The 4,041-nt window shown below is 74.9% G+C and carries 7 protein-coding genes; all 7 read left to right on the top strand.

From position 1 onward, the window contains the following. Positions 1-16 precede the first annotated feature (16 nt). Positions 17-304 carry a hypothetical protein gene (locus E1300_RS51055; protein ID WP_207400430.1) on the top strand — a complete coding sequence of 96 codons (288 nt, stop codon included), beginning with the start codon at positions 17-19 and terminating at the stop codon, positions 302-304. A gap of 44 nt (positions 305-348) precedes the next feature. Continuing rightward, positions 349-987, top strand: coding sequence for a SecDF P1 head subdomain-containing protein (locus E1300_RS48200; RefSeq protein ID WP_131763953.1), 639 nt, complete (start codon positions 349-351; stop codon positions 985-987). 124 nt (positions 988-1,111) lie between these two features. Beyond that, the gene (locus E1300_RS48195) at positions 1,112-2,017 is read left to right on the top strand and encodes a segregation and condensation protein A (protein WP_131763952.1); all 906 of its coding nucleotides are present in this window, start codon (positions 1,112-1,114) and stop codon (positions 2,015-2,017) included. After that, complete coding sequence (scpB, locus tag E1300_RS48190) at positions 2,014-2,619, top strand: SMC-Scp complex subunit ScpB (RefSeq protein WP_207400429.1); 606 nt, start codon at positions 2,014-2,016, stop codon at positions 2,617-2,619. The genes E1300_RS48195 and scpB overlap by 4 nt, the downstream gene beginning before the upstream one ends. Continuing rightward, positions 2,616-3,347 (top strand): pseudouridine synthase, encoded by a 732-nt coding sequence (locus tag E1300_RS48185; protein WP_131763951.1) that lies wholly within the window; start codon positions 2,616-2,618, stop codon positions 3,345-3,347. The genes scpB and E1300_RS48185 overlap by 4 nt, the downstream gene beginning before the upstream one ends. Positions 3,348-3,421: 74 nt before the next feature. Further along, positions 3,422-3,784, top strand: coding sequence for a chorismate mutase (gene aroH, locus E1300_RS48180; RefSeq protein ID WP_131763950.1), 363 nt, complete (start codon positions 3,422-3,424; stop codon positions 3,782-3,784). A 99-nt stretch (positions 3,785-3,883) separates the two neighbouring features. Then, positions 3,884-4,041 (top strand): 3-hydroxyacyl-CoA dehydrogenase NAD-binding domain-containing protein (locus tag E1300_RS48175; protein WP_242619881.1); only part of this gene is annotated, 158 nt, incomplete at its 3' end.

Raw genomic sequence — 4,041 nt, 5'->3', positions numbered from 1 at the left:
CCCGGCGCAGGCGCCGCTGCCGGGCCTGGCCGCGCCGCAGTCCGGCGCGGGTGCGCCGCGGTCCGCCGGGGGGCACCGCCCGACGGGCCGGCAGCGCCATGACGCCAAGATCACCGTCTACATCTCCTCGGACGAGCTGCTCGCGCTCGAACGGCTCCGCCTCGCGCTGCGCGCCGAGCACGCCCTCGCCGTCGACCGGGGCCGCCTCGTCCGCGAGGCCGTCGCCGCGATGATCAGCGACGTGGAGGCGCGCGGGGAGCGCAGCACCCTGGTCCGCCGCCTGCGCGGCACCGACCCGCCCTAGGCGGGCCCCCGTCCCTGTCAGCGCCGAGCGAACGCAGGAAGCGCATGGGTCACCCTCCCGGAACCCCGTACGGTCCGCCGCCTCCGCCCTACCCGCCGTCTCCGCCGCGGAAGGGCGGCAGGGGCCTGGTCATCGTGCTGGCCGCTGCGGGCACCGCCCTCGTCCTGGTGCTCGGGAGCGTCGCGGGCTTCCTCCTCCTGCATGACGGCGACGGCGACGGCGGGTCCGGCGGCGGCCCCGCCGACCTGCGCGAGCCGCTGACGTTCCAGGAGGTCGCGGCGGTCGCGTCGCCGCCGTGCGCCGCCGGGACGCTCCAGGACGACGACGGCACCGCCTGCTACCGGCTCGGCTCCGAGGCCATGACCGTCCACCGGCTGGAGGACATCCGCCTCCAGCCGCCCAGCGCGGAGGGCGGAGGGGTGAGCTGGGGCGTCCTCATCCGGCTGACCTCGGCCGACGGAGCGCGGTTCGGCCGGCTGAGCGGCATCGCCGCGAGCCGGGCGCCCGGCACCCCCGGACGGCAGATCGCCATGATCGTCGGCGGGCGGGCGGTGGCCGCGCCGTCGATCGAGGGCGGCCCGATCACCGGCGGCCAGGTGGTGATCACCGGTTCCGCCCGGCAGTACACGCAGGCCTACGCCAAGGGCCTCATCCGCAGGCTGATCGGGCGCAGGGCGTCCTGAGCGGCGGCCGGACCGGCGGCGCGTCGCCGGGCGCGGTGCGCGCGCCCGCCCGGCATGGGACCATGTGGCCGGTGGACATTCCAGGGGGCGGCGCGCGGACGGGGGCTCGGCTACCGTGAGCGGCGTGGGAGAGGCGTCGCCGGAGCAGCGGGCGGAGGAGGCCGGCGAGGGCCAGGGGTTCCGCGTCCACCTCGACAACTTCGAGGGGCCGTTCGACCTGCTGCTCGGGCTGATCTCCAAGCACAAGCTCGACATCACCGAGGTGTCGCTGCACAAGGTCACCGACGACTTCATCGCGCACATCCGCTCGCACGGCCGCGAGTGGGACCTCGACCAGGCCAGCCACTTCCTGCTGGTCGCCGCGACCCTGCTGGACCTCAAGGCGGCCCGGCTGCTGCCCTCCGGCGAGGTCGACGACGAGGAGGACCTCGCGCTGCTGGAGGCCCGGGACCTGCTGTTCGCCCGGCTCCTCCAGTACCGGGCGTACAAGGAGGTCGCGCAGGTCATCGCCGGGCGGATCGCCGAGCAGAGCCGGCGGTTCCCCCGGATCGTCCCGATGGAGCCGCGGTTCGCGAACATGCTGCCGGAGGTGCTGCTCGGCCTCGGCCCGGAGGAGTTCGCGCGGCTCGCCGCCAAGGCGCTCGCGCCGAAGGCCCCGCCCGCGGTGTCCGTCGAGCACATGTACCAGCCCAAGGCCAGCGTCAAGGAGCAGGCCGCGATCGTCGTGGAGCGGCTCCGGCGGCTCCGCCGGACGACGTTCCGGGTCCTCGCGTCCGACGCCGAGGGCACCTACGAGGTGGTCGCGCGGTTCCTGGCGCTGCTGGAGCTCTACCGGGAGCAGGCCGTCACGTTCGAGCAGCTCGAACCCCTGGGTGAGCTGCACGTCACGTGGACCGGCACCGACGAGGGCGACGTCGAGGTCGGCGACGACTACGAGGGCTCCCGCGAGCCCGCCGGCGCGGCGGGGAGCGGGACGTCCGGGGCCGGGAACCCGGCCGACGGGAACGCGAAGGACGGGGGGACACGATGACCGAGCCGCAGGACGAGCCGCTCGAAGAGCCGCAGGACGAGCCGCACGACGGGCCGGAGCTGCCGGGGCTGCGCGCCTCGATCGAGGCGATCCTGCTCGTCGTGGACGAGCCGGTGGCCGAGATCACGCTCGCGCAGCTCCTGGAGCGGCCCCGCGGCGAGGTCGCGGCGACCCTGCGGGAGCTCGCCGCGGAATACACCGCCCAGGGCCGCGGGTTCGACCTGAGAGAGGTCGCCGGCGGGTGGCGGTTCTACACCCGGGACGTGTGCGCCCCGGTGGTGGAGCGGTTCGTCACCGACGGGCAGCAGGCGCGGCTGACCCAGGCCGCGCTGGAGACGCTCGCCGTCGTCGCCTACCGGCAGCCGGTGAGCCGCGCCCGCGTGTCGGCGATCCGGGGCGTCAACAGCGACGGCGTCATGCGGACGCTGACGCTGCGCGGCCTCATCGAGGACGCCGGCCAGGAGCCGGAGACCCAGGCGCACCTCTACCGCACCACCGGGTACTTCCTGGAGCGGCTGGGGCTGCGCGACCTCGGCGAGCTGCCCGAGCTCGCCCCCTACCTGCCCGACGACCTGCCAGACGACCTAGTTGAGGACAAGTGAGCGAGAACGAGGGCGTGCGGCTGCAGAAGGTCCTGGCCGAGGCCGGGATCGGCAGCCGCCGCCACTGCGAGGAGCTGATCGGCGAGGGCCGCGTGACCGTCGACGGCAAGAGGGTGTTCCGGTTCGGCGAGCGCGTCGACCCGCGCCGCGCCGTGATCCACGTGGACGGGCGGCGCGTCGAGACCCGCGCCGAGATGCGGTACTACGCGATCAACAAGCCGCGCGGCGTGGTGTCCACGATGGCGGACGAGCGGGGCCGCAAGTCCCTCGCCGACTACGTGGAGGTGCCGGAGCGGCTCTTCCACGTCGGCCGCCTCGACACCGACACCGAGGGGCTGATCCTGCTCACCAACGACGGGGAGCTGTCGCACCGCCTCACCCACCCGAGCTACGGGGTCTCCAAGACCTACCTCGCCGAGATCCACGGGCCGATCCCGCGCGACCTCGGCAAGCGGCTGAAGGCCGGGGTGACGCTGGACGACGGCCCCGCCAAGGCCGACGGATTCCGGATCTTCGACCAGGTCGGGCGGCGCGTGCTGGTGGAGATCACCCTGCACGAGGGCCGCAAGCACATCGTCCGGCGGCTGCTGAAGGAGGTCGGCTTCCCGGTGCAGCAGCTCGCCCGCATAGAGTTCGGTCCGATCAAGCTCGGCCAGCTCAAGCCGGGCGGGATGCGCGCGCTGACCGTCCACGAGGTCGGCGAGCTGTACAAGGCCGTCGGCCTGTAGGCCGGGCCTCGGCCCGGAGGACCGGCCGCCGGGCCGCGGGGGGCCGGCGGGAGACGCGAGGAGGGGACGGCACAGTGGCGGTACGCGCGGTGCGAGGGGCGACGCAGGTCGACGCCGACGACCGGGACCAGATCCTGGAGGCGACGACGGAGCTCGTCTCCGAGGTCATGGCCCGCAACGGGCTGAGCACCGACGACGTCATCAGCGTGATCTTCACGGCGACGCCCGACCTCACGGCGGAGTTCCCCGCCCTCGCCGCGCGCAAGCTCGGCTTCTCCGAGGTGCCGCTGCTGTGCGCGACCGAGATCGCCGTCCCGCACGCCCTGCCGCGGGTGATCCGCCTGATGGCGCACATCGCGACGGAGCGGCCCCGCTCGGACGTCCAGCACGTGTACCTGCGCGGCGCCACCGCCCTCCGCATCGACATCGCCCAGTAGCGGACCGGCCCCGCCGCGCCGGTGCGGCGCGCGTCACAGCGGGTCCGGAGGCGCCGGGGACCCGCGGGCCGCCGCTAGGCTGGCGGGGTGAACGAGGACATGGCGGGCCGGCGCGTCGTCGTCGTCGGCACCGGGCTGATCGGCACGTCGATCGCGCTGGCCGTCCGCGAGCGCGGCGCCGAGGTGCTGCTGGACGACCGGGACGCCGCCGCGCTGGCGCTGGCCGTCGAGCTCGGCGCCGGCGAGCCGCTGCCGCC

Origin of the sequence: Actinomadura fibrosa (assembly GCF_900659615.1) — a bacterium.
Classification (GTDB): Bacteria; Actinomycetota; Actinomycetes; order Streptosporangiales; family Streptosporangiaceae; genus Spirillospora; species Spirillospora fibrosa.
The sequence above is the reverse complement of the archived record's forward strand: the minus strand, read 5'-3'. Positions and strand labels throughout refer to the sequence as shown.